Genomic DNA, 23,843 nt, shown 5'->3' on the forward strand with positions numbered 1-23,843 from the left:
AGATGTATGACAAGGAAAAAATAAAAATATTAAACACCTGAATACGCCATAAAACCTCCATCAACAGGAATGGTCACGCCAGTAACAAATGCTGACATATGATCATCAACAAGCCATAATAGGGTACCAAGAAGATCTTCTGGCGTACCAAACCTTCTCATTGGTGTGTTCGAAATAATCTTATGAGACCTCTCTGTATAATCTCCTTCTTCAGTTAGGAGAAGGTTTTTATTTTGTGAGGTTAAAAAGAAGCCCGGTGCAATGGCATTTACTCTAATTCCTGCCTCGGCCATATGGACAGCTAACCATTTGGTGAAATTTTCAATTGCTGCTTTTGCCGCGCTATAAGCAGGCACTTTGGTCATTGGAGAAGGGGCACTCATAGATGACATGTTGATGACAACTGCTCCCTTTTGATGAACCATATTTTTAGTGAAAATTTGTGTAGGAATGAAAGTCCCCATAAAATTTAAATCAAATACATTTTGTACACTCTCTGTACTTAAATGAAAAAAAGTATTTACCTTAGGATTAGTAAGGTCTTCTGTTTGAAATATTTCGTTGGTTGTATTTGCACTGGAGTGGTTACCACCAGCTCCATTTATCAATATTGTACAATTGCCTAATTCCTCTGTTACAATCTTCTCGGCTTGTTCAATACTCTCTTTATTCAGAACATCACATTTTATCGCAATCGCTTTCCCGCCCATAAGGTTAATTTCTTCGGCTACCTTTTCACCTTTTTCGACGGTTCTATTTAAAATAGCCACAGACACGCCATGTCTAGCAAGTTCCTTAGCCATGGCGCTGCAAAGGACTCCACTCCCTCCTGTTATAACAGCTACTTTACCAGCTAAATTTTTATTTTCTTGTATGTTTACCATGTAGCTTCCTCCTTTGCTTCTTTTCGTACAGAATGGTTATTTTTTAAAGCATCCCAAGCTCCCCACAAATACATAATTCCAAGTGCTCTATCATAAAGACCATATCCAGGCCTACATTGTTCATCCCAAATGTGTCTTCCATGATCGGGTCTACAATAACCTTTGAATCCGCTTTCATAATAAGCATGTATAATGGCTGAAACATCTACTGATCCATCTTTTGATCGATGCGATGTTTCAACAAAGTCCCCGTTATCATATACACGTACATTTCTTATATGAGTAAATGGTATTCTATCAATAAATTCGTGAATCATAGAAACTAAATCATTTTCTAAGTTTGCTCCTAAAGATCCTGTACAGAGCGTTATACAATGATGTGGGCTATTATTTAGTTGTAAAATTTTTCTGATGTTATTTTGGTTAGTTACTATTCGCGGTAGACCAAAGACAGGCCAAGGTGGATCGTCAGGATGAATTGCCATCTTAATATCATGAAGTTCTGCAATTGGAATAACCTGATCTAAAAAATATTTCAAGTTGGCCCATAAATCATCTTCTGTTATATTTTTGTAGGCTTCAAAAAGTTGGTGGAGGTGATTTAACCGCTCTGGTTCCCAACCTGGCATGGTTAAACTGGAGTTCTCACTAATTTTATTTACTAAGTCTTTCGGATCAATATCTTTAATTCGACTATGTTCATAAAATAGAGCTGTAGAGCCATCAGGAAGTGTTTTATTTAAGTCTGTACGGATCCAATCAAATACAGGCATAAAGTTATAACATATGACTTTAACACCGACCTTTGCTAGCTTCTGAATTGTTTTCTTATAATTTTCTATGTATCGATCTCTAGTTGGAAGTCCGAGCTTAATGTCTTCATGAACATTCACGCTTTCAACCACTTCAATATGAAGGTTATGTTTATCAGCTAATTTTTTCATTTCTACAATTCTTTCTAGTGGCCACTCTTCTCCTACGGGCACATCATGCAGTGCCCAAACAATTCCTTCCACTCCTGGAATCTGCTTTATTTGTTCCAGTGTTATCGTGTCGTTTCCTTCGCCAAACCATCTAAATGTCATCCTCATATACCATCACCCCTAAAATATAAGTAACAACCTATTTTTATTTAAAATAATTTGGATATTCTTTCTTCAATAATTCTTTATCAACAAGTGCAATTTTCAAATGCTCTTCCATGATTGTTTCAGCTTTATCAGCATCTTGATCTTGTATAGCTTTGAAGATATTTACATGTTGAGAAAAAATATTATCCCAATTATAATCTGTTACTAGCCTTAACATGCGACTCCTATTAAAGTGTACATTCATTTGTTGAATAACTAACCATGTTTTTTCTTTTTTACACCGTTTGAAAATAGTTCTATGAAACTCCTCATCTAATTCAAACATTTTTTTATAATCTTTTTTCTTAACGCAAATTTTTTGCATACTTAAATTCATATCTAAATCAATAATCAACTCTTCAGAAGGTTCCTGGCAGGCTAGTCTAATCACTGCCTTCTCGAGATGTTCTCGCATAAACCGTGCTTCCTCCACAAGGTTCAAATCAATTAAAGAAACAAATGTACCTCGTTGAGGGTAGATACTTAATAATCCTTCTTGAGATAATTTTAAAAAGCTTTCTCTTACAGGAGTTCGACTAACATTAAATTGAACGGATATTTCTTTTTCAGAAATATTTGTCCCAGGTGGAAGCTTCAGGCTTAATATTTGATCTTTTAGCATATTGTAAACTTGTTCCCTCGTAGAGAGGTTTTGGTTTTTAAAATCAATATTCATTATTCTAATCTCCTTTCTCTAACATACTACCATACAAGTGCATTAGAATGGTAGACACTAATTTAATTTTTCTGAATATTTATCCTGTGAGCATTTATATAACTCTTGATGATTCTAAACCATGATCAATCATAAAAGTGCGGGATATTAAAAAGAAAATTCAAAAAACTATACAAAATTCAAAAAGATTGAGTTATAATGTTTTTGAGCTACCATACTAGTATAACTAGAATATTAATAGAACGAACGGTACTCTGATCTATCAGTTAGGTGAATCATTCAGTTTTTTGAAAGCGCTATCTCAATATTAGAAGTGAAAATTTATCTTCTTGCAGAAGGGAAAGATTGATATGACCAACATCGCAATTATAGGAACTGGATCTATTGCAACTGCCCATATCGAGGCTTATCTTGCAATGCCTGAAATCAGTAAGATTGTAGCTTTAGCTGATATTTATCCTGAAAAAGCAATGTCTGCAGCAACAAAATATAACCTAGAAGCACGAGTTGTCGCTAACTACCAAGAGTTATTGAATGATCCTACGATTGATGCCGTTTCCATTTGTACACCTCCTTATATGCACGCAACCATTGCCATCGATTTTCTTAAAGCAGGCAAACATGTCTTAGTAGAAAAACCTATGGCTTCTTCTCTAAAAGAATGTGACGAAATGATAAAAGCATCTATTGAAAGCCAAAAGCTTTTATCCGTTGTTGCTCAAAACAGGTTTATGACGCCCATTATGAGATTAAAACATGTCCTTGATCAAAACCTCATTGGAAAAATCGCTCATACTCAAGTTGATTCTTTTTGGTGGCGTGGTCATAGTTACTATGATTTATGGTGGCGCGGTACATGGGAAAAAGAAGGTGGAGGTTGTACACTTAATCATGCTGTCCATCATATTGATATGTTGCAATGGATGTTAGGATTGCCGACTGACATTTTTGCAGCAACTAGTAATACCTTGCATGATAATGCAGAGGTTGAAGACCTTTCTATTGCGGTACTTCGCTATGGAAATGGCAGCTTAGCACAAGTAACCAGTTCTGTTGTTCATCATGGAGAAGAACAACAATTGATTTTTCAAGGTGAAAAAGCTAGAGTATCTGTCCCATGGAAAGTAAATGCTCAAATAGCTAAAGAAAATGGGTTTCCTCAAGAGAAAAATGATGAGGATTTAGAAAATCGTATTCAGGAAGCTTTTAATCAATATCCGGAATTACTATTTGAAGGGCATAAAGGACAAATAAATAATTTTTTAATGGCCATCAAGGGTAACCAGAAGCTTTTAATTGATGGAACAGAAGGAAGAAAAACACTAGAACTTATTACAGCCATCTATAAATCTGCAAACCAAGGTGTTCATGTGAAGCTTCCTCTTTTAGCAGACGATCCTTTTTACACACGTGAAGGCATGCTCGCGAACGTTAAGCATTTTTATGAAAAACAAAGCAGCGTAGAAAATTTTTCAGACGATACGATAACCGTTGGAGGAAATTACGAGAAACTATGAGTCTAACGTTATTAAATTATTAAAAATAAACTGGAAGCTAGCTAGAGGAGGAACAATCATGCAGAAAAGTGATGGAATGAATTATGCTCCTAAGGGAAAAAGTGCCCCTGTCGTTACAGAAGGACAATTCGTAATAGCAGCTATAGGTCTTGATCATGGACACATCTATGCAATGTGCAATGGATTAACTGAGGCTGGGGCTACATTAAAATGGGTTTATGATCATGATCAGAAAAAAGTACAAGAATTTTGTAAAGCATATCCGGAGGTACAGGCAGCCAAAAGTGAGAAAGAAGTTCTAGAAGATCCAGATGTAAAGCTCGTGGCAGGCGCAGCCATTACATCTAAACGCTGTGATTTAGGGCTGCGTGTTTTAGATCATGGTAAGCATTATTTTACGGATAAATCTCCTTTTACAACGTTAGAACAATTGGAGCTTGCTCGTAAAAAAACAGCTGAAACGGGGCTTAAATGGGCTGTTTATTATAGTGAACGTTTGCACGTGGAGAGTGCCGTATTTGCTGGTCAACTGATTGAACAAGGAGCCATTGGAAAAGTGGTGCAAGTTCTTGGAACTGGCCCACATCGTAGTAATGTAGAAAGCAGACCAAGCTGGTTTTTTGAAAAGGAGTATTATGGAGGTATTCTATGTGATATTGGTAGTCACCAAATTGAACAATTCCTTTACTATTCTGGCGCAAAAGATGCAAAAGTTGTACATAGTAAAGTGGGCAATTATAAACATCATCAGTATCCAGAATTGGAAGACTTCGGCGATGCTACTTTAATTGCGGATAATGGGGCTACAAACTATTTTAGAGTAGACTGGCTGACTCCTGATGGCCTTAGCACTTGGGGGGATGGGCGTACATTCATTCTTGGAACAGATGGGTATATTGAAATTCGCAAATACGTAGACATAGCAAGGGATAAAACAGGAGACCAGTTATACTTAGTAAATCAACAGACAGAGCAACATTTTTCTCTAAATGGAGAAGTAGGATTCCCTTACTTTGGTGAACTTATTTTAGATTGTTTAAACGATACTGAAAATGCTATGACTCAAGAACATACTTTTAAAGCGGCAGAACTATGCTTAATTGCACAACGAGACGCAATCTATGTAAATACGGAGTTTGAATTAAGTAAGATTTAAAAAAGTGAGGTGTTATTTTTGTTAATAACACCTTATTTCATTTAATTGATTTTCTAAACATAAGTATAGAGGTGACTATATTGTCTACATTTCTAAGCGAAGATATGATGCTTAATCACGAAAGTTCAAAAGTTCTTTATCATGATTACGCGAAAAATATGCCAATCTATGATTTTCATACGCATTTAATGGCTGATGATATTGCTACTAACAAAAAATATGAAAATATGACTGATATTTGGCTGAATGGAGATCACTATAAATGGAGGGCTATGCGATGGTTAGGTGTAGAAGAAAGATTGATCACGGGGAATGCAAGTGACAAGGAAAAATTCTTAGCTTGGGCCCAAACGGTTCCATATACAATAGGAAACCCTCTTTATCATTGGTCACATTTAGAATTAAGTCGTTATTTCAATATAAATGAGTTGTTCTCAGAAAAAAATGCACATAAAATTTGGGATATCTGTAATGAGAGATTAAATGAAAGTAACATGTCCACAAATGGAATTTTAGAAAAATTTAATGTAAAAGTTGTATGTACTACTGATGATCCAATCGATACTTTAGAATTTCATCAAATCATACGTAAAGATGTAGGAATTACAACTAGGGTCCTCCCTACATTTAGACCGGATCATGCTTTAAATATTGAACAATCAAATTTTGTGAATTATATAGAAAAATTAGGTGAATCAATCAACGGCGTTGTTTTAACATATGAAAACTTTATCGCTTCATTACATTCACGAATTGATTATTTTCACGCGAATGGATGCAGAATTTCTGATCATGGTTTTGAAAGTTTTCCGTTTTCACCAGCTACTGAACAAGAAGTGTCTTCTATATTTGTACGTGCGCTGCAAGGAAAAACACTATCCCTAGAGGATATTAATAAATTTAAAACAAACACTCTTCTTCACCTGAGTAAAAAATATCATTCTCTTCATTGGACCATGCAATTACACATAGGTGCTTTAAGGAATAATAACACACGAATGTTCAAGTTAACGGGAAAAGATAGTGGGTACGATTCTATGTCTGACTTCCACCTAGCAAGACATTTAAATGGTTTTTTGAATGTCTTAGACAAAGATAACCTTTTACCTAAAACGATTATCTATAATTTAAATCCCGTTCATAATGCGATTGTGGCCTCTACTATAGGGAATTTTCAATCTTCTGATGCCAGAGCAAAAATTCAATTTGGATCCGGGTGGTGGTTTAATGATCAAAAAGACGGCATGCTAGATCAAATGAAAACATTATCTAATATAGGTTTGCTTAGCACTTTCGTAGGTATGCTCACAGACTCAAGAAGCTTTTTATCGTTCCCTCGTCATGAATATTTCAGAAGAATTTTATGCAATTTATTTGGGACTTGGATAGAAAATGGGGAGCTTCCAAGGGATTACGAATTTATAGGAAAAATGGTCAAAGATATTTGTTATCACAATGCCGTGAATTATTTTAATATTGAAATAAATGAGACAGTACCAATGAATACGAATTAAAAATATATGAAGACTGATTATCAATAAAGTGAAAAACTGGACATGATGTACTCATGTCCAGTTTTTTATTAATGAACGCCTTTCATCGCTTTCTTAATCACTGGTGTCAGTAATAGCATTACAACGCATAAAACGATGGCCAGCAATCCGATGATACCGAAATAGACGGTTTCTGGCACTTTATCAAACAGTTTGACTACTTGCGCATTGATCGCCTGTGCCATCGCATTTGAAAGGAACCAAAGGCTCATCGTTTGTGCTGAGAAGGCAGCAGGTGCCAGCTTTGTTGTCGCTGACAGTCCAACTGGTGATAAGCAGAGCTCTCCGATCACGACGAGGAAGAAGCTCAGAACGAGCCATAATGGGCTCACAAGTGTGTTCGGACCAGACATGTATGCAGGAATGATCATGATGATGAAGGATAATCCTGCAAACAGAAGGCCGAGTGAGAACTTAATCGGGGTAGACGGCTGTTTCTTGCCAAGTCTGACCCATAACCAAGCAAACACTGGAGACAGCAGCACAATAAAGATCGGGTTCAATGATTGGAACCACGAAGACGCTAGTGTCATCCCAAGGAAATTCAAGTTTGTTCGTTGATCTGCATATGTCGCTAAAATGTTTGAACCTTGTTCTTGAATCGCCCAGAACATCACCGCAGCAAGGAACAATGGAATATAAGCGAGAACTCTGGATTGCTCTACTTCGCTCGTCTTTTTACTGAAGTACATGATAATGAAATAAACAATCGGAATGAGCACACCAAGAACACTGACAAACCAAGTGAATAAATTAATTGTGAGTGCGCCTGTTTGAATGCCAATGACAGCAAAAACTGCGAGCAAGATCACAACCAATGATCCGTAAATTTTGAAGTTCTTACGTTCGGCAGCTGATAATGGATTTGTCACATAAGTGCCGGCAAGACCAAGGTTCGGTTTTTTTGTGACCACAAATGTAATGAGTCCAACAAGCATCCCGATGGCAGCGAGTGAGAACCCGAGGTGGAAATTCACTTTTTGACCGAGTGTTCCGACAATTAATGGGGAGATAAAGCCACCCATGTTGATCCCCATGTAGAAAATACTAAATCCAGAGTCCCTACGTGGATCTGTTTTTGTATACAGGTCGCCAACAATATTTGAAACGTTTGGCTTAAGAAGACCTGTCCCAATAATAATCAGTCCCATACTAATAAAGAGCGCTGTTGCTCCACTTGGCAAAGCCAAAATCACGTGGCCAAGCATAATGAAAACTCCGCCATAAAACACCGTACTGGACGAACCAAATACCCGGTCGGCGAGCCATCCGCCAATAACTCCTGACATATAGACAAGCGCACCGTAGACAGACATGATCGAATTGGCTGTCGTCTGGTCAAAGCCTAGACCGCCTTTTGTCACCTCTGTGTACATATAATAAATAAGCAGTGCACGCATGCCATAATAGGAGAAACGCTCCCAAAATTCAGTGAAAAACAGCGTGTAAAGTCCTTTAGGATGTCCAAAAAACCCTTTTTGAGGAACACTTTTAACAATTTTATCGTGGTCAATTGTAGACATGGCATAGATCCTTTCTTAAAAAAAGAGATATGAGAAAAATGATATTCTTGTATAGTTCTTGTGTCAATATAAAACTATTCTAAAACAGGAAAATGTTAGTTCAATAGGCTTAAAGACTCAAAAAAATGAAAAATTCATTGAAGTAAAAATTATCGGAAAGTTATTCCGGAAGAATTTATTTAAAATTTGAAGCAATGTACAAGCAAACCTTTACCACATGCATAGGATGACGAGAGAACATGTGTGAAAAGGAGTGATTTAGGTTGGGGGAATTGAATGAAGCTGATCTAAAAAAACCTGTTGTCAATGTACTAGATTTTGGCGTGATTGCTGACGGGAAAACGGATTGCACAGCCAAGCTCAATGAATGTTTAGAATGGACAAAAGCACAAGGGTATTCCCATGTCTGGCTGCCGAGCGGCACATATTTAATAGATGCGGTGTACAGAGGTGATTCATTTTTTCCTTTCCGAGGTGCAGGTATACGGGTGCCAAGTCATATATGCATTGAGATGGCGTCAGACGCTGTGATAAAGGTAAAACCAAATGATTCATGGGGGTATGCAGCCTTTTATATAGGAAAGGTTCAGAATGTGACCATCCGAGGAGGACGTATTGAAGGGGATCGTCATGAGCATGTATACAAGCCGCTACCCTCTGAACGAAAAACCCATGAATGGGGCTTTGGGGTGTGCATTGAAGGTGCCTCCCATGTCGAGGTAAATCATGTCCAAATCAAAAATTGTACGGGAGACGGCATTATTGTCAGTCCCCATGGTTTGTTGACAGAGGGTGAACCGTACTCGCCTGCTTCATCTATTGATATTTCCGGCTGCACCATCACAGATTCGAGGCGCAACAATATTTCGATTACAGGCTGTGATGGCGTCATTGTGGAGGACTGTCTCTTGGAAAGGGCGGGAGTCAATGGGGTCGAGCCGAGAATGGGCATTGATATTGAAGGCTATGGAGAAAATGCCGTTAATATGGAAGAACCGCTGAATATTCAGATTCGAAACAACATCGTCAGAGGAGGTGCTGCAAGCTCCATCTATAACTTTAATGGCTATGGTGTGATCATTGAAGGCAATCATACAGATAGCAGTATCTCCTATGGCTTCTCCACCGAAACGATCATTGCCAACAATATGATTCGTGCAGTGGGAGGAGGGGTTACAAAAGCAGGGATTACGAGCTTAGGCGTCTCACTTGGCCAAACCGAAAACAATGTGATTATTATTGGCAATATGATTGAGGGGTTTGAAAAAGGGATTGACGTGAGGGGAGACAGCGTACACATTACGGGTAATAAAATTAGTCTTTTTGAAGATGCGGCTGTGTCCGTTTATATGGCGAATCGTATTCTAATAGAAGGAAACCATATTGAATCAGGAACGAATACCGGAAAAAGGAGCGCCTCGCTGCGTATCTATCAATCGGATAGTGTCGTCTTTTCAAACAATACGGTCTATTCTGTTATCGATGCGGCCGTGGTGAGAGGAACGAATATCCTTATCCAGCACAATCAATTCAAAGAATTCAGCAGAGGAATCTGGGTGCAGGAAGGGGAAACAGGGATCAACGGCAACCACTTTATTCAAGAAGGACACCCGGAGCTAGATTCTTCCTATACGATCAGTGTCACCGGAAATGCAAAGGCTTTCATCTGGCAGAATCGCTTTAAAAACTATCAAAACTACGCTGTATACAGCAGCACGACAGGGGCATTAGAAATTAAAGACAATTCCTTTGAAGAAACATCCTTATATGTGGTGATGTATATTAAAAATGGTTCACCACAAATTGGAGATAACCGCTTCTATTTGAATCGATCGATCGGACAGCCGACAGCGATCTTTATTGACCAGGCTTCGTCAGCTCGTGTGCTACGCAATAACATCATCAATCTATCTCCTCAAAAAGCGATTGCCGTCCGCACCGCAAATTCCACTCATTCTGTCATCGCTCACAACATGCTGGAACGCAGTCAATTGTTGACACATACCACAGACCGGCTCATCGGAAATATTGAGATTGATACGCCATCATAAGCGTTTGAAATCCCTTATTTTGGAGGTTCAGAAGGCGGTTGACAATCCTGTAAAAAGGGCATATAGTAATAATTATTTTTCATTTTTCGCAACATTTGCCCTTTTTTTATTAATAAAACCGATTAATTCAATCAGAAAAATGTATCTTCTAAGGACTTCAGTTTGATACATGTAGGATATAGAAAGGATGAAGAACAAGTGTCACAGCCGAAAAGGAAGCTCAAGCTAGGCGTATTCATCGCAGGAACTGGACATCACGTTGCCTCTTGGAGACATCCGAATGCAGTACCAGACGCAGCCATGAACCTAGACTATTTTAAACAATTAGCGAAAAAGGCAGAGGAAGGAAAGCTGGATTTGCTCTTTTTAGCTGACAGTTTATCCATTAATCAAACCTCTCATCCGAACGTATTAACGAGATTTGAACCGCTCACGCTGCTTTCATCGATTGCTGAGTCTACTTCAACCATTGGTTTAGCAGCAACAGCATCCACTACATACAGTGAGCCTTTCCATATTGCAAGACAGTTTGCCTCCCTTGATCATTTATCAGGCGGAAGAGCGGCATGGAATGTGGTCACATCTTCTATTGAAGAAACAGCGAAAAATTTTAGCGGAGAAGAGCATTTAGCACACCATAAACGTTATGAGCGGGCAGAGGAGTTCGTCGAAGTCGTCAAAGGTCTCTGGGATTCTTGGGAGGAAGACGCCCTTGTCAGAAACAAGGAAACAGGAGAATTCTTCGAATCTAGTAAGCTTCATGAGCTCCAGCATAAAGGTGAGTTCTTCTCAGTCAGGGGGCCTCTCAACGTATCACGCACGCCGCAAGGGCAGCCCGTGATCATTCAAGCAGGATCTTCCGAAGATGGTCAAAAGCTTGCAGCAAAAACAGCAGAGCTCATTTTCACTGCACAAAACGATCTCGAAAAAGCGAAGGAATTTTATCAAAGCTTGAAGGGGAAAGTAGAGGCTGCTGGCCGTGCTAGAGAGGACGTCAGCATCATGCCGGGTATCTTCCCAATCATTGCTGAGACAGAGGAAGAAGCCCGAGCAAAATATGAAGAATTACAGGAGCTGATTGTTCCTGAGATTGGACTGAGTATTCTGCAAAATTACTTAGGCGGGATTGATCTGTCTCAGTATCCGTTAGACGGACCACTTCCAGAGATTGATCCGAGCACGTCAAATGCGGTGAAAAGCCGTTTTGATCTCGTGATGAATATGGCGAGAAAGGATAACCTGACCATTCGCCAGCTCTATCAATCAGTTGCCGGCTCACGCGGTCATAATATTTTCATTGGAACGCCGGAGCAGCTGGCAGATGTGATGGAAACATGGCTGGTTGAAGAAGCAGCAGACGGCTTTAATGTCATGCCGCCGCTCTTGCCAGAAGGACTGGATGTGTTCGTAGACCGCGTCGTCCCAATCCTTCAGGAACGAGGCTTATTCAAAACGGATTACACAGGACAAACCTTACGAGAAAATCTCGGACTAACAGAGCCAAAAAATCGCTACACGACATAAGGTGAGGTGACTAACGTTGGGATACACGTTTCGTCTGGCAACAGAGGCAGATATAGAGGCGCTGCTTGAACTAACAACAAGAGCCTATGAGCCAATTCGTGAGCTCGGCATCCAGTTCCAAGCAGCACATGCCGATTTCGCTCTCGTTCAGAATAATGTACAAAAGAATCTTTGCTACGTGATGGAAGAGAACGGAGAGCTTCTATCCACCTTATCACTCCGAATGCCTTGGGGAGAGCAGCCAGGACCGTTCGGCGTCCCTCACATCTGGTGGTTTGCCTCAGAACCAGCCGCCAAAAAAGGGACAGGCTCTGCCTTGCTGGAATGGGTTGAAACCGAAGTGCTAAGGGATACACTAAAGGTACCGTACGTGTCACTCGGTACAGCTGATAAGCACCCGTGGCTCGTAGAAATGTATGAGCGCAAAGGCTATGTCAGAGCAGGAGAAAAGGATTTAGGTAAAGGTCATATCACGATTTATTTTAAAAAACAATTAAGATCAGATATCACACAACCATAAGACGAAAGAAGGGTTTTCGAACATGAAAAACAAAAAGTGGCTAGTCGTTCTTTTTGCAGCAATGCTGGCAGTTTTAGCAGCTTGCGGTGGTAACAATCAAAGTGAAGGCAAAAACGAAAAAGTATTAAAAGTAGGCGCTACTGGACAAAGCTATCCATTTGCTTATAAAGACAATGGCAAGCTTGTCGGATTCGATGTTGAAGTAACAGAAGCCATTGCGAAAAAGCTTGGCTACAAACTAGACTGGCAGCTGAGCGAATTCAGCGGACTAATGGGGCAGCTGACATCTGGTAAGCTCGATACGGTGTCAAACCAAGTTGCCATTACAGACGAGCGTAAACAAACATTTAACTTTACAGATACGTACGCTTACGCAGGAACACAAATCATCGTGAAAAAAGACAACAACGACATCAAAGGTCTTGATGATTTAAAAGGAAAAACAGTGGCGGCGGTTCTTGGCTCTAACCATGCTAAAAACTTAGAGAGCAAAGACCCAGATAAGAAAATTAAGATTAAAACATATGAAACGCAAGACGGCGTATTAAATGAAGTGGCAAATGGCCGCGTAGATGCTTATGTCAACGGACGCAGTGTATTACTTGCTCAAATTGAAAAAACAGGTCTGCCGCTGAAAATCGTAGGCAACCCAATTGTGTATGAAGAAGTAGGCTACCCATTTGCAAAAGATAAAAAACATGACAAACTAAGAGAAGAATTTAACAAAGCCATCAAAGAATTAAGAGAAGACGGGACACTTAAAAAATTGTCTGAGAAATATTTCAAAGACGATGTCACAGTGCCAATTAAAAAATAACAACAGCGGCGGTGAAGAGCAGACATGAACAAAATTGATTGGCAGTATATGGTGACGGTTTTTCCGACACTGCTTCAATACTTGCCGATAACGATCTTCATGGCGATTGTCTCCATGGTATTTGCCATTATCATTGGTGTGGTATTCGCTCTTATTACGAAAAACCGGATACCTGTTTTATACCAATTTGCCAAGCTGTATATTTCTTTCTTCAGAGCGGTTCCAACCTTGGTTCAGCTCTTTCTCATTTATTTTGGTCTCCCGCAGCTATTCCCTGCGATGACCTCAATGGATGCTTTAACAGCGGTCATTATCGGATTAAGTATTAAAAACTCAGCATACTTAGCAGAAATTTTCAGAGCGGCTCTGAACTCAGTGGATGAAGGGCAGCTTGAGGCATGCTTATCTGTCGGCATGACAAGATGGCAGTCTTACGTCAGAATTATTTTCCCGCAGGCCATTAGAAATGCGATTCCAGCGACGGGGAATACCTTTATTGGTCTTTTAAAAGAAACATCTCTTGCCTTTACCATTGGTGTGGCAGAAATGTTTGCACAAGGGAAGATGATTGCATCGGCAAACTATAAATACTTTGAAACCTATTTAGCCGTAGGGATTGTGTATTGGGTGCTGACGATTATTTATAGCTTCCTGCAAGACCTGTTTGAACGAAAAATCAGCAAACCTTACCGGAATTAAGGAGGTGTGGACATGATCAAGCTCACCAATTTGAAGAAATCATTCGGCGACCTTGTCGTCTTAGACGGAATCAATCTCGACGTGCAAAAAGGGCAGGTTGTGGCCATTATCGGACCTTCTGGCTCCGGTAAATCCACCTTGCTGCGCTGCTTAAATTTATTAGAAACACCAGATGAAGGCACGATTGAAATTGGCGATGCGAAGCTCGATGCGTCTAAATATTCACGTAAAGAAGCCCATCACCTGCGTCAACAAACGGCTATGGTGTTTCAAAACTATAATTTATTTAAAAACAAGACAGCACTGCAAAACATTACAGAATCATTGCTTGTGACGAAAAAAATGACAAAGCAGCAGGCGAATGAAATCGGTATGAAACTGCTGAAGCAGGTAGGGCTAGAGCAAAAGGCTGACAGCTATCCAGTCACATTATCTGGCGGGCAGCAGCAGCGGATTGGGATTGCCCGCGCGTTAGCGGTTGATCCACATGCGATTTTGCTGGATGAACCAACGTCAGCGCTTGATCCAGAGCTTGTCTCAGGTGTGCTTCAAGTCATTAAATCCATTGCGATTCAAGAAACAACAATGATCATCGTCACACATGAAATGGCGTTTGCAAGAGAAGTGGCAGACCATGTGATTTTCATGGCAGATGGTCATATTATTGAGCAGGGCACGCCAACTGAGTTATTTGATGAAACGAAGAATGAACGGACGAAACGATTTATCCAAAAAGAAGCAGCGGCTGAAGAAGCATAAGCTGCTTTTTATTCTTTAGAGGGGTGATTGACAGTGAAATCAATAGGAAATGAAGCTTTAAACAAACGTTTAATCAACATTCGCCGAGCGCTTCATGAGCATCCAGAGCTGGCGTTTGAAGAATATGAAACGACAAAGAAACTGCGCCGCTGGTTAGAAGAGGAAGGGATCACTGTACTTGATATCCCAGCCCTGCAAACAGGCGTTGTCTGTGAAATCAAAGGAGAACAAGAAGGACCGACGATTGCTCTGAGAGCCGATATTGACGCTCTTCCGATTGAAGAAGCATCTGGCGAACCATTTTCTTCAAAGGTACCGGGCAAAATGCATGCATGTGGTCATGATTTCCATACAGCTTCTATTTTTGGGGCGGCACTTTTATTAAAGGAGCGGAAACACGAAATCAAAGGAACGGTCCGTATTTTGTTCCAGCCGGCTGAGGAAGTTGCTCAAGGAGCGAAACACGTCATAGAGGCAGGCGTTTTAGATGGAGTCGATGCGATTTTCGGCATGCACAACAAACCTGACCTGCCAGTTGGCACGATTGGCATTAGAGAAAAAGCATTGATGGCGAGTGTGGATCGGTTTGAAATCGATATTAAAGGAACGGGAGGTCATGCCGGGATTCCAAATCACACGGTGGACCCCATTGCCATCAGCGGGCAGATCACAAGTGCCCTTCAGCAAATCGTCAGCCGCCGCATCAGCTCCTTGCATCATGCGGTTGTCAGCATCACACGCATTCAAGGCGGTACATCATGGAATGTCATACCCGACCGTGTCGAGATGGAAGGAACGGTCCGGACGTTTGAGCCTGAAGTAAGAGCAATGATTCCACAGCTCATGAAACAAATCGTCAGCGGAATTGCAGAGGGATTTGGAGCAGAGGCTGAAGTGAGATGGCATCCTTATTTGCCTTCTGTCATGAATGATGAGCGTCTGACAAAGGTGGTAGAAGAAACGGCGGGCTCGCTTGACTTACGTGTCGTGCAGGCAGAGCAGTCACCGGGCGGAGAAGATTTTGCCCTTTATCAAGAACGCATTCCAGGCTTTTTTGTATGGATGGGGACCAGTGGTACGAAGGAGTGGCATCACCCTGCGTTTACTTTAAATGAAGACGCACTTCCGGTTGCTGCTGCCTTCTTTGCTGAGCTTGCCGTTCGGGCATTGGAGTCTCGATCATGGAATTAACAAAACAACTGGCAGAGGCAGTGCTTTCTGCTGATCCGCTGCAAGATGAACGGGCCATTCAGATGGCTAGAAATGGCCTGTTAGATGCTGCGGCATCAGCGCTTGCTACGAAAGAGGATGAAGGGATTCAGAAGCTGATGCAGCTTGTTGAACAGGAAGGCGGAGCCGCTCAGATTCCTGTCATGGGACAAGGGAGGAAGGTGAGCCGCCAATCCGCAGCAATGCTGAACGGCTACCTCATCCATGCTCTTGATTATGATGATGTCCATTCAGATGTGAGAGGACATCCAAGTGCGGTCATCATTCCGGCGCTGCTATCACAGCTGACAGACGGCAAAGGGTATGGCGAGCGGTTTTTAGCAGCCTACATTACAGGCGTTGAAGTGATGGCAAGACTTGGCGAATCCATCGGCAAGGCGCATTATGAGCGGGGCTGGCATAATACGGGAACACTCGGTGCCATTGCGGCAGTGTGTGCGATTGGCTATTTGAAGCAGGTCACACGAGAAGAACTGACGAAAGCAATCGGCTTTGCCGGGGCGCAATCAGCTGGAATGCGAAAGCAATTTGGCTCTGATATGAAACCATTACAAGCCGGCTTAGCTGCTAAAACAGCCGTTTGGTCTATGGATTTAGCTTGTTCAGGTTTTGGCGGGAATGACTCGGTTCTTGATGGCGCACTTGGTTTCTTTTCACTCTATGGAGATCAGGAGCGTGCGGAAAGCCGTTTGCTAGAAGGCTATGGTTCTACATGGCGTATCGTTTCACCTGGGCTGTGGTTCAAAGTATATCCATTCTGCTCAGCAGCCCACCATGCGGCAGATGCGATCCAATCTTTAATGAAAGAGCGGGCTTTTTTGCCGGAGCAGGTAAGACAGGTCGAGGTCATATTCCCGCCAGGCGGAGATGCAGCGCTTATTGAACGAACACCTTTGACTGGAGAAGAAGGACGATTCAGTGTTGAATACGTCATCGCACTTGCAGTGTTTGGACAGACGCTTACGCTGGATGCCTTTACGAAAAAAAACATTCCATCAGACATGCGGATATGGATGAAACGGGTGAGCAGAGGATATGATCAAACGATAGAGCCCCATCCCGATGCTGTTCCAAAAGGACGCTTTACGATTGTGAAGCTCACCTTATCTGACGGCACCACCATCAGCAAACGAGTTGATGTACCTCAGGGAGCACCAGGCTGTGCGTTATCGAAAGAAGATATCATACAAAAGTTAAGCGGCGTCACAAGCGCATCACAAGCACAGCAGATTTTACAGGCGGTTGAAGAGGGAAACGACGCTGCGTATTTGAAGTTGCTGGCATGATAAAAAAGCTCATCGATAGAGATGAGCTTTTTTAAATAGATCTATCATATAACTGTCAGGAAGCTCTTTATCTAAATATATGAGACTTCCTCATGAGTTAAAGAACCATAAATGACACTGTCCTCATCTTGATATGTTGTAAAGTAATGTTGAATCATAACTTCAACTAACATCTTGACCATCTTCTGCAATTCCATCATAAAAAAACTCATGTGATTCACCGCAGTATTAGTTCTTTCAAAAAGTATGAATAAAAGATGACCAAACGATGATAAGTTCATGAAAACAGTGGAATCCAATTGAGATTTGAGAGGGAAGATGTAAAATAAAGCTACATAAAGAAAAACAATGGCAGCAGCGGAGGCTGATGATGAAAATATTAATGATTGAAGATAATCAGAGTGTTTGTACAATGACGGATATGTTTTTTCAACGAGAGGGATTTCAAGCGGAATTCGTTCATGATGGATTAGAAGGACTGAATCGCTTTCAGCAAAAGGAGGATTGGGATCTGCTCATCTTAGATGTCATGCTTCCTTCGATGGATGGTCTGACCATTTGTCAAAAGGTGCGTCAGATCAGTGATGTTCCGATTATCATGCTGACAGCAAAGGAAACCGAATCTGATCAAGTGCTTGGTTTTGATCTTGGGGCAGATGATTATGTGACCAAGCCCTTTAGCCCACTAACCTTGATGGCAAGAATTAGAGCGGTGAAACGACGCTTTGCTCATACAACGACTCAAGACAAGGTGAATGAGGGTGAACGGCTGGAGACAGCACATTTTCAGTTGGATAAGAAAACGAGGGAAGTTTTCCTGGATGGAGAGCGAATAGAGAACCTCACACCAAAGGAATACGATCTGTTGTGCTTTTTTATTCAGCATCCTCGGCAAGTATTTTCACGAGAACAATTGCTTGAGCAAATTTGGGGATATCAATTTTATGGAGATGAACGAACGGTAGATGTCCATATTAAACGGCTGCGCCAAAAAATTGGGGACGGTCCTAAGCCCTTTTTGTATACAGTATGGGGCGTAGGGTATAAGTTCGATGAAGATTAAATATTTTTATCAGCTGCTGATCAGTCATCTTGGGTTATTGCTCATCGCCATTGTCATTATCAGCACCCTTTTATCTCATTTTGTGAAAGATATTGCCTATCAAAACAGAGTGAATGAAATGAGCTCCTATGGGAATGAAATCTTGCAAGATTATAAACGACTCCCTAAAAGCGAGATGACCTTTCGTCTGCGTCCATTTGAAGATATTCTTTCGACGAGGCAAATTCGTTTTTTCGTGTTTGATGAAAAAGGAGATATTCTCTCTCAGCAGCAAGAGATGCCGCCGCATGAAGTATTATTGACAAAGGATTTATGGGCCAAACTCTCAAAAGGAGAGCAAATCATTGACAAGCGAAGTGATTCACGCCGCCTTGATCAAGAGGCATCACTTGTGGCACTCCCTGTCATGGAGGATGGTAAGCTAAAGGGCGGAGTCGTCCTTATTGCCCCGATTCAAGGCGCTGAACAGCTCATCGCTCAAATGAATCGTTATCTGTATATCATCGTATTTGTGGCTCTGACGATCACCTTTATTCTCAGCCTGTTCTTGTCTAAATTTCATGTGAACCGCATCAAAAAGTTGAGAGAGGCGACTGAAAAGATTGCGCAAGGTGATTACAACATCAAGCTTGAAAACAAACACCTTGATGAAATTGGCACACTTGGTGAGGATTTTAATATGATGGCCAAGCGTCTTCAGCAATCAAGAGAGGAAATTGACCGGCTCGAAAAGCGCAGACGCCAATTCATCGCAGATGTGTCTCACGAATTGAAAACACCGCTGACCACCATTCGAGGACTGGTGGAATGGCTGAACACAGCGGATGTGTCAGCAGAAGAGAAAGAGAAATGCTATTCCTTAATTACTGACGAGACAAAACGTATGCTGCGCCTCGTCAATGAAAATATGGATTATGAGAAAATTAGATCGAATCAAATTACCCTTCAGAAATTTCACTATCCACTCATTGACACATTTGAAGTGATGAAAGAACAGCTGGGCCGAATCGCCGAAGAGAAAAACAATCAGCTTATCGTGGATGTTGATCCCAAGCTAAAGGTTTATGCGGATTATGACAGGCTCATTCAAATGCTTGTCAATATCACAAAGAACGCGATTCAATTCACAGAAGGTGGTCGTATTTACTTAAGAGGAAAACAAGGAAATCAAGAGACGATCATTGAAGTGGAAGACACAGGCATTGGCATTGCGCCAGATGAAGTCAAACACATATGGGAACGTTTTTATAAAGCGGATATCTCAAGAACGAATACACCGTATGGAGAATATGGATTGGGCTTGTCCATCGTGAAGCAGCTTGTGGACTTACATGAAGGGCATATTGATATGAAAAGTGAAAAAAACAATGGAACGACATTTACCATTCGACTGCCGTTTCCAGAAGAAAAGGGCTAAAATGAAGTTCATTTTAGCCCTTTTTGGTGAATCACCACTTATTCATTTTTGGTAAACGTTAACCCAATATGAGCAAGTGCCTGCGGTAAATCTTTTCGGATGGTGATGTCTTTAAACGATATATTGGACTGAATCGCACTTAAAGCAAGGTCTTGTTTAATGCCTGTTAAAACTGCCGAAATTCCTAAAAGTCTCAGCGTTTGTGCGTAGCTGACCAAATATTGAATGCTCTGTTCATTCAGGCTTTTTGTTCCCGATACATCAATAACCAAATGAGAGAGCGACAGCCTGTAGCTTTCCTGTAAAATGGTTTCCAAAATATGCTGAGCACGTGTCTCTTCAATATCACCAAGCAGAGGAAGCACGGCGACACCGTCAACAACTGGTACGATCGGTACAGACAATTGCTGAATCTGCCTGTTGGCACGGTCTAGCTCGAGAACGTAGCTTAATAAAGAAGCCATCGTTTCAAACATATACACATGCTCTTCTGTGAAATGATTTGGTCTCACATCAAGTCCGCAAATCGTTCCGTAGTTCGTCCCATCTGTGAAATCAATGGGAACCCCAATGAACGAGCCGCCTTGAAGATTTTTCGTGACCTCTAAGTATTTAAAACGGTCATCTTTCGAAATGTCAGGGATCACAAGTGTAGCCTGATGGTCGACCGCCAGCTTGCAAAATGTCTTTTCATAAGGAAGTTCTTCCCCTTCTTCAAGAAGCTGCTCGTCATGATTTAACACTTTTACAATTTGATTGGTGTTTTGATCATTTTTAGCGATAAACAGTGTATTCACACCAATGAATTGACTCATCATGTTTAAAATACTAGTAGAAGCATCATGAAAATTGCGAAACTGTTTTAATAGTTGTTGACGAGGCATTGTTTTAGGACTCCTTGTAGCTCCGATCATAGGTCGGAACGGATAGTTGATTTGTCTCTATCATACAAAATCAAACGAGAAATAGATACACTTTAATGCGCAGAGAACCCGAAGCGGGAGAGGAAAAAAGACTGCCGGATCCTAAGATCTGGCAGCCTGCTGATTAAAGGGAGACAGGGACAGTAGACATAGAGAAAAATTCCTCATATAAGGCATGAACAGCTTCTTTTTCTTGAGCCGCTTTGACGCCAAACATCATGCTGACCTCTGAAGAACCTTGATTGATCATTTCAATATTGACCTTCGCTTTTGACAGTGCCTTTGCCGCTCTTGCTGTTGTGCCAACATTATGACGCATCGCTTCTCCTACAACCATAATCAGCGAGAGATTCCGCTCTAAAACGACCTCATCTGCATCAAGCACGAGCTTTAAGCGGTCTAGCAGCTCTTCTTCAATATGCTGCTCCTCCAGCTGATCCTGCCGTAAAATAATGGTCATATCGTCAATGCCAGAAGGAACATGCTCATACGTAAGCCCATATTCCTCTAGTGTTTGCAGCACCTTACGTCCAAAACCGACTTCTCTGTTCATCAAATATTTACTAATGTAAATGCTACAAAATCCATTGTCTGAGGCGATTCCAACAACCGGTCCATTTGTATGATCCCGCTGATTCACGATTTTTGTACCCTTTGCCGACGGGTTATTGGTGTTTTTAATCTGAACTGGAATGCCTGCACGGAAGGCCGGAATAAGTGCTTCATCATGGAACACAGAAAAACCAGCATAAGACAGCTCGCGCATTTCCCGGTATGTCAGTTCTGTAATCTCTTTCGGTTCATGAACGATCGTTGGATTGACAGCATAGACAGCATCCACATCTGTAAAGTTTTCATACACATCTGCCTTTAGACCGTTCGCCAAAATGGAACCGGTAATATCGGAGCCGCTTCGCGAAAAGGTGACGATATCGCCCGCTAAACTAAAGCCAAAAAAGCCAGGGAATATAATGATGCCAGACCGCTCTCTTAATTTGTACAGATGATCATATGATTCCGGGAGGACTTGCGCTTGGCCAGGCTCATCGCTCACAAACAAACCAGCTTCCTTTGGATTCACATAATGAGCTTCCACACCCTGGTGGCGGAAATAGGCAGCAATGAGCTTTGCATTATTGTCTTCGCCGCTTGCTTTGATGGCATCAAGATAGCACTCAGGGCGAGATGAATCAGCCTGTAATAATGCGTCTAGATCTTGCCTGATGGTGTCGATAATGTCTTGACCTAATCCAAGTTCATCTGCAATAGAGGCATACCGCTCGATGACGGCATCCTGTAAGTCATGTGCTTCGCCTAAACGTAAATATTGTTCACCACAGCTAATTAATAGATCGGTGACCTTCGTATCCGTTGAATGCCGTTTTCCTGGTGCGGAAACAACGACTGCTTTTCGAGCTGGATCTGCTGTTACAATGTCAAATACCTTTTGCAGCTGCTTGCCAGATGCAAGTGAACTGCCACCAAATTTCACGACCTTCAATGCATACATCTCCTATAGTAAAAATTTTCTCACAAATTGAATAGTTCCTATTATCAACTCTTTTCCTTAAATTATCAAGGTTTTTCTTTACTAGAAATACAAATGTATTTACAGAGAGGACGATGTTGTATGATGATATGAAAAAAGAGCCGGCCATATGCCGAGCTCTTTTTCTTATGAAGAAGAGGAGGAGGAAGATATCTCCTGCTTCATCACTTTGTTATCACGTTTTGCCTTTAAGAAAAAGGAGAGGATGAGTCCAATGACCGCAATCAGACCAGAAATGAAAAATGACGTATTCATTCCATGAACGGCTGATTTTAATGGATTGGCCAATTCTGCATTTGCAGCAGAGCTGCTCATGATGGAAACAAGCACAGCCGTTCCAATGGAACCGCCTATTTGTCTCATCGTGTTATTCATCGCTGTCCCATGCGGGATCAAATGAGGCGGTAATGCGTTAATACCTGCCGTTGTCAGCGGCATCATGATCATCCCAACCCCGATTAAGCGAAGCGTATAGGCGACCGTAATGAGAGCGATCGATGAATCAAGGGTGAGCAGCATAAATGGCAGGGTGGTAACGGTGAGGATCGTAAATCCGCCTAATGCGAGCCCTCTTCCGCCGACTTTATCAAAAATCCGTCCGATAATTGGTGACAGGAATCCCATAAAGAGAGCACCTGGCAATAAGATCAGCCCTGTATCAAGTGCAGACAGCCCTCTGACATTCTGCGTATAAAGCGGCAGAATTGTCTCTGTACCAATTAATAAAGCAAAGACAAGCATTCCAAGGAAGGTTGTTAAGCTAAAGATCGCAAATTTAAATACGCCAAACTCAAGCATCGGTCTTGTTAAGTTCGACTGGCGCAGGATAAAGAAGAACAAGCTCACGGCGCCGACAATCAGTGAAATGAGAACAGTCGCACTCGTCCATCCATACGTGCCGACACTAGAAAATCCGTAAAGCAGCCCGCCGAAACCGAAGGACGACAAGATGACAGATAAGACATCAATACGTGTCTCTCGCTGCTGTGTGACATTTTTCATTAAGAAGAAAGCAAGAATAAGGTCGATGATACCGATTGGTAGAACAATATAGAACAAGGCCTTCCAGCTGAAGGAATCGACAATCCAGCCGCCAAGTGTTGGTCCAAGCGCTGGTGCGAACGAAATGACAAGTCCGACCATGCCCATTGCCTGCCCGCGTTTTTCTTTTGGGAAAATGGTTAAAAAGATCGTTTGCATCAGCGGCATTAAAATCCCTGCACCGGCTGCCTGTACGATACGCGCTGCAAGTAACACCGGGAAATTCGTAGCAAATGAAGCAAGAATTGTACCGGCTGTAAAGATGCTAAGTGCCGTTAAAACTAAAGAACGGCTCGAAAATTTCTCAATTAAGAAAGCCGTAATCGGGATGAGAATCCCGTTTGTCAGCATAAAGGCTGTTGTAAGCCACTGTCCTTTGCTGACCTCAATATTGAAGTCCTCCATGATATGTGGGATCGCTGGAATAAGAAGCGTTTGGTTTAATATCGCGACGAATGCCCCAACGAGAAAAATCCCAACAATCACAGATCGATTGTAAGATGTTGTTGATTGGTTCATGTTATC

The 23,843-nt window shown here is 41.5% G+C and carries 20 protein-coding genes; 13 read left to right on the top strand and 7 right to left on the bottom strand.

The window, feature by feature from the left end:
- Positions 1-29 precede the first annotated feature (29 nt).
- The 3 genes from QSJ46_RS06190 to QSJ46_RS06200 are packed head-to-tail and all read right to left on the bottom strand — an operon-like array spanning position 30 to position 2,690.
- The gene (locus tag QSJ46_RS06190) at positions 30-884 is read right to left on the bottom strand and encodes an SDR family oxidoreductase (protein ID WP_285604464.1); all 855 of its coding nucleotides are present in this window, start codon (positions 882-884) and stop codon (positions 30-32) included.
- Positions 878-1,975, bottom strand: a complete 1,098-nt coding sequence (gene uxuA / locus QSJ46_RS06195) for a mannonate dehydratase (RefSeq protein ID WP_285604465.1) — start codon at positions 1,973-1,975, stop codon at positions 878-880. The genes QSJ46_RS06190 and uxuA overlap by 7 nt, the downstream gene beginning before the upstream one ends.
- Before the next feature lie 37 nt (positions 1,976-2,012).
- Positions 2,013-2,690, bottom strand: a complete 678-nt coding sequence (locus tag QSJ46_RS06200; protein ID WP_285604466.1) for a GntR family transcriptional regulator — start codon at positions 2,688-2,690, stop codon at positions 2,013-2,015.
- Between the two features lie 350 nt (positions 2,691-3,040).
- On the opposite strand from QSJ46_RS06200, the gene QSJ46_RS06205 reads away from it, so the two are divergent.
- The 3 genes from QSJ46_RS06205 (at position 3,041) to uxaC (ending at position 6,877) form a co-directional block, all read left to right on the top strand.
- Positions 3,041-4,207 (top strand): Gfo/Idh/MocA family protein, encoded by a 1,167-nt coding sequence (locus QSJ46_RS06205; RefSeq protein WP_058837317.1) that lies wholly within the window; start codon positions 3,041-3,043, stop codon positions 4,205-4,207.
- A gap of 58 nt (positions 4,208-4,265) precedes the next feature.
- Positions 4,266-5,363 (top strand): Gfo/Idh/MocA family protein, encoded by a 1,098-nt coding sequence (locus tag QSJ46_RS06210; protein ID WP_285604467.1) that lies wholly within the window; start codon positions 4,266-4,268, stop codon positions 5,361-5,363.
- An 80-nt stretch (positions 5,364-5,443) separates the two neighbouring features.
- Complete coding sequence (gene uxaC / locus QSJ46_RS06215; protein WP_285604468.1) at positions 5,444-6,877, top strand: glucuronate isomerase; 1,434 nt, start codon at positions 5,444-5,446, stop codon at positions 6,875-6,877.
- Positions 6,878-6,945: 68 nt separating this feature from the next.
- Here the strand turns inward: uxaC and QSJ46_RS06220 are convergent, their stop codons facing one another.
- Complete coding sequence (locus QSJ46_RS06220) at positions 6,946-8,439, bottom strand: peptide MFS transporter (protein ID WP_285604469.1); 1,494 nt, start codon at positions 8,437-8,439, stop codon at positions 6,946-6,948.
- 263 nt (positions 8,440-8,702) lie between these two features.
- Between QSJ46_RS06220 and QSJ46_RS06225 the strand changes: the two genes are divergently transcribed.
- The 10 genes from QSJ46_RS06225 (at position 8,703) to QSJ46_RS06270 (ending at position 19,805) form a co-directional block, all read left to right on the top strand.
- Positions 8,703-10,490 (top strand): right-handed parallel beta-helix repeat-containing protein, encoded by a 1,788-nt coding sequence (locus QSJ46_RS06225; RefSeq protein WP_285604470.1) that lies wholly within the window; start codon positions 8,703-8,705, stop codon positions 10,488-10,490.
- A 198-nt stretch (positions 10,491-10,688) separates the two neighbouring features.
- Entirely contained in the window at positions 10,689-12,014 is a 1,326-nt protein-coding gene (locus QSJ46_RS06230) for an LLM class flavin-dependent oxidoreductase (RefSeq protein ID WP_041089068.1), read from the top strand.
- Between the two features lie 16 nt (positions 12,015-12,030).
- Positions 12,031-12,534, top strand: coding sequence for a GNAT family N-acetyltransferase (locus QSJ46_RS06235; RefSeq protein ID WP_107164139.1), 504 nt, complete (start codon positions 12,031-12,033; stop codon positions 12,532-12,534).
- A gap of 22 nt (positions 12,535-12,556) precedes the next feature.
- Complete coding sequence (locus tag QSJ46_RS06240) at positions 12,557-13,351, top strand: amino acid ABC transporter substrate-binding protein (protein ID WP_285604471.1); 795 nt, start codon at positions 12,557-12,559, stop codon at positions 13,349-13,351.
- A gap of 24 nt (positions 13,352-13,375) precedes the next feature.
- Positions 13,376-14,050 carry an amino acid ABC transporter permease gene (locus QSJ46_RS06245; RefSeq protein WP_041089072.1) on the top strand — a complete coding sequence of 225 codons (675 nt, stop codon included), beginning with the start codon at positions 13,376-13,378 and terminating at the stop codon, positions 14,048-14,050.
- Positions 14,051-14,062: 12 nt separating this feature from the next.
- Positions 14,063-14,809: an amino acid ABC transporter ATP-binding protein gene (locus QSJ46_RS06250; protein ID WP_039176505.1), complete on the top strand. Its 747-nt coding sequence runs from the start codon at positions 14,063-14,065 to the stop codon at positions 14,807-14,809.
- Between the two features lie 33 nt (positions 14,810-14,842).
- A complete protein-coding gene (locus QSJ46_RS06255; RefSeq protein WP_285604472.1) occupies positions 14,843-16,000 on the top strand; it encodes an amidohydrolase in 1,158 nt (385 codons plus the stop codon).
- Positions 15,991-17,325 (top strand): MmgE/PrpD family protein, encoded by a 1,335-nt coding sequence (locus QSJ46_RS06260; RefSeq protein ID WP_285604473.1) that lies wholly within the window; start codon positions 15,991-15,993, stop codon positions 17,323-17,325. Before QSJ46_RS06255 ends, QSJ46_RS06260 begins: the two co-directional genes overlap by 10 nt.
- 370 nt (positions 17,326-17,695) lie before the next feature.
- Entirely contained in the window at positions 17,696-18,388 is a 693-nt protein-coding gene (locus QSJ46_RS06265) for a response regulator transcription factor (protein ID WP_047202695.1), read from the top strand.
- Positions 18,378-19,805 carry a sensor histidine kinase gene (locus QSJ46_RS06270; protein ID WP_047202694.1) on the top strand — a complete coding sequence of 476 codons (1,428 nt, stop codon included), beginning with the start codon at positions 18,378-18,380 and terminating at the stop codon, positions 19,803-19,805. The genes QSJ46_RS06265 and QSJ46_RS06270 overlap by 11 nt, the downstream gene beginning before the upstream one ends.
- 38 nt (positions 19,806-19,843) lie before the next feature.
- On the opposite strand, the gene QSJ46_RS06275 is transcribed toward QSJ46_RS06270, so the two are convergent.
- From QSJ46_RS06275 to QSJ46_RS06285, 3 genes are all read right to left on the bottom strand, one after another.
- Positions 19,844-20,689 (bottom strand): GAF domain-containing protein, encoded by an 846-nt coding sequence (locus QSJ46_RS06275; RefSeq protein WP_039176521.1) that lies wholly within the window; start codon positions 20,687-20,689, stop codon positions 19,844-19,846.
- A 163-nt stretch (positions 20,690-20,852) separates the two neighbouring features.
- Entirely contained in the window at positions 20,853-22,229 is a 1,377-nt protein-coding gene (locus QSJ46_RS06280; RefSeq protein WP_285604474.1) for an aspartate kinase, read from the bottom strand.
- Between the two features lie 174 nt (positions 22,230-22,403).
- On the bottom strand, positions 22,404-23,837 hold the full coding sequence (locus QSJ46_RS06285; RefSeq protein WP_144464113.1) for an MDR family MFS transporter: 1,434 nt from the start codon (positions 23,835-23,837) through the stop codon (positions 22,404-22,406).
- Between the last annotated feature and the right edge of the window lie 6 nt (positions 23,838-23,843).

The sequence above is a fragment of the Bacillus sp. YKCMOAS1 genome, from assembly GCF_030268125.1.
Taxonomy (GTDB): domain Bacteria; phylum Bacillota; class Bacilli; order Bacillales; family Bacillaceae; genus Bacillus; species Bacillus safensis.

What these genes read in the sequence shown, in the direction of transcription:
- QSJ46_RS06190 (WP_285604464.1), bottom strand. Translation starts at nt 884, where the DNA reads ATGGTAAACATACAAGAAAATAAAAATTTAGCTGGTAAAGTAGCTGTT.
- uxuA (WP_285604465.1), bottom strand. Translation starts at nt 1,975, where the DNA reads ATGAGGATGACATTTAGATGGTTTGGCGAAGGAAACGACACGATAACA.
- QSJ46_RS06200 (WP_285604466.1), bottom strand. Translation starts at nt 2,690, where the DNA reads ATGAATATTGATTTTAAAAACCAAAACCTCTCTACGAGGGAACAAGTT.
- QSJ46_RS06205 (WP_058837317.1), top strand. Translation starts at nt 3,041, where the DNA reads ATGACCAACATCGCAATTATAGGAACTGGATCTATTGCAACTGCCCAT.
- QSJ46_RS06210 (WP_285604467.1), top strand. Translation starts at nt 4,266, where the DNA reads ATGCAGAAAAGTGATGGAATGAATTATGCTCCTAAGGGAAAAAGTGCC.
- QSJ46_RS06220 (WP_285604469.1), bottom strand. Translation starts at nt 8,439, where the DNA reads ATGTCTACAATTGACCACGATAAAATTGTTAAAAGTGTTCCTCAAAAA.
- QSJ46_RS06240 (WP_285604471.1), top strand. Translation starts at nt 12,557, where the DNA reads ATGAAAAACAAAAAGTGGCTAGTCGTTCTTTTTGCAGCAATGCTGGCA.
- QSJ46_RS06245 (WP_041089072.1), top strand. Translation starts at nt 13,376, where the DNA reads ATGAACAAAATTGATTGGCAGTATATGGTGACGGTTTTTCCGACACTG.
- QSJ46_RS06250 (WP_039176505.1), top strand. Translation starts at nt 14,063, where the DNA reads ATGATCAAGCTCACCAATTTGAAGAAATCATTCGGCGACCTTGTCGTC.
- QSJ46_RS06260 (WP_285604473.1), top strand. Translation starts at nt 15,991, where the DNA reads ATGGAATTAACAAAACAACTGGCAGAGGCAGTGCTTTCTGCTGATCCG.
- QSJ46_RS06265 (WP_047202695.1), top strand. Translation starts at nt 17,696, where the DNA reads ATGAAAATATTAATGATTGAAGATAATCAGAGTGTTTGTACAATGACG.
- QSJ46_RS06270 (WP_047202694.1), top strand. Translation starts at nt 18,378, where the DNA reads ATGAAGATTAAATATTTTTATCAGCTGCTGATCAGTCATCTTGGGTTA.
- QSJ46_RS06275 (WP_039176521.1), bottom strand. Translation starts at nt 20,689, where the DNA reads ATGCCTCGTCAACAACTATTAAAACAGTTTCGCAATTTTCATGATGCT.
- QSJ46_RS06285 (WP_144464113.1), bottom strand. Translation starts at nt 23,837, where the DNA reads ATGAACCAATCAACAACATCTTACAATCGATCTGTGATTGTTGGGATT.